The 2,187-nt window shown below is 68.7% G+C and carries 1 protein-coding gene; it reads left to right on the top strand.

Annotation, left to right across the window (positions count from 1 at the left end):
* Positions 1 to 2,187, top strand: a 2,187-nt coding sequence (locus tag VGZ32_RS00220) for a glycoside hydrolase family 3 C-terminal domain-containing protein (protein WP_326883671.1), incomplete at both ends; no start/stop codon positions are given.

The raw sequence follows: 2,187 nt of genomic DNA on the forward strand, positions 1-2,187 counted from the left end.
CATCTGCCAGGTATCGCTGCAATGGGAGACCGCGTACGCGACCGCGTTCCAGATCCAGGTGTCGGCCGACGGCGCGACCTGGAACTCGATCTACTCGACGACGACGGGCACCGGCGGGACGCAGACATTGAACGTGACGGGTACCGGCCGATACATCCGGATGTACGGGACTGCTCGGGCCACCGGCTACGGCTACTCGCTCTGGGAGTTCCAGGTCTTCAGCTCCGGCAGCTCCGGTGGCGGAACCGGCCCGACCGAGTATTGCGGCACGCAGGACCTCGCGCTGGACCAGCCGACCACGGCCTCCTCGACCTATTCCCCGACTGGCAACCTGGCGTCCGCCGCGACCGACGGCGATCCCGGCACCCGCTGGGAAAGCGCGTACAGCGACCCGCAGTGGCTGGAGGTCGACCTCGGCTCCCAGACCCAGATCTGTAGCGTGGGCATACTGTGGGAGGCCGCGTACGCCTCGGCGTTCCAGATCCAGGTGTCCAGCGACAATGCGAACTGGAACACGGTCTACTCCACGACGACCGGCGCCGGCGGGAACCAGACGTTCACCGTCTCCGTGACCGACCGGTACATCCGTATGTACGGCACGGTGCGCGCGACGCAGTGGGGCTACTCGATCTTCGAGTTCGATGTCTACGGCCTGACCACCGTCGCCCCGATCAGCGGCGGCAACGGCAACGGCGGCAATGGGGTCTGCCCGTGGGTCGGCTCAACCGCGCCGGTCGCCCAGCGGGTCCAGCAGGTGCTCAACACCATGGACCAGTCGGAAGAGGCCACCCTGCTCTCCGGCGACGGCGCCTCGTCCTACATCGGCCAGGTTCCCGGTATCCCGAATCTGTGCATCCCCCCGATCAACATGGAGGACGGCCCGTCCGGAGTCGGTGACGGCAACGGCGGCGTGACGGCCTTCCCTGACGGTGAGAACGCCGCCGCGACCTGGGACCCGACGCTGATCGCGCAGGAAGGCGCGGCGAAGGGCGCGGAGTTCGCCGGCAAGGGCGTGAACGTCTCGCTCGGCCCGACGACCAACCTGGTGCGCGACCCGCGCTGGGGCCGGACCTACGAGACCTACGGCGAGGACCCGTACCTGGCCGGCCAGATCACCTCGGCCGAGGTCGACGGCCTGCAGAGCCAGGGCGTGATGGCCATGGTCAAGCACGCCGCAGCCTACGACCAGGAGCGGTACCCGAACGGCGGCGACAACGAGATCGTCAGCCAGCAGGCGCTGGAAGAGCTGTACCTGGCACCCTTCCAGAGCGCCATCGAGCAGTCCGCGCCGGCCTCGGTGATGTGCTCCTACGCCGTAGTCAACGGCGCTTCCTCCTGCGCGAACGCCGACATGCTGCAGGACGGTCTGGACAACCAGGCGAACTTCGGCGGCTTCGTCACCTCCGACTGGGGCGCCGCCGGTTCCGCCGCCGCGGACGCCGAGGGCGGTATGAACATAGCAATGCCGTTCTCCGACGCGAGCGCCGTGTCCGCCGCCCTCGCGAACGGCACGCTGAGCCAGGCGGTCGTCAACACGCGCGTGGCCCAGATCCTGACCCAGATGTTCGCCTTCGGCCTGTTCGACAACCCGGCCAGCGGCTCCCTGTCCGCCACCGTTACCAGCGCGGCGCACCAGCAGACCGCGCTGCAACTCGGCGAGGAGGGCACGGTTCTGCTGAAGAACAACGGCATACTGCCGCTGAACCCGAACCCCGGCAGCAAAGAGTCGATCGCGGTGATCGGCACCGACGGCGGCGCCGCGGTCGAACTCGCCGGCGGCGGCAGCGGCGGGGTCGACAGTTCGAACACGGTCTGGCCGCTGACCGGTATCCAGAACGCGGTCGGGCCGAATGTCACGGTTACCTACACCGCGGGCGACGACAACGGCACCACCGACATCCCACAAGCGGTCGCCGCGGCCCAGTCCGCCACCTACGCGATCGTCTACGCCAGCGCTCCGGAGGGCGAGGAGAGCGACCTGACCACGCTGGACCTGTCCACCGCGGACGAGACGATGATCGCGGACGTGGCCGCGGCGAACCCGCACACCATCGTGGTGATCAACAGTGGTTCGCCGGTGGTCATGCCGTGGCTCAACTCGGTGGCCGGGGTGTTCGAGAACTGGTACGGCGGCGGGGAGACCGGCGCCGCGACGGCCGCGCTGATCTTCGGCACCGTCGACCCCTC

Origin of the sequence: Actinocrinis sp. (assembly GCF_035938995.1) — a bacterium.
In the GTDB taxonomy this organism is placed as follows: Bacteria; Actinomycetota; Actinomycetes; order Streptomycetales; family Catenulisporaceae; genus DASZGI01.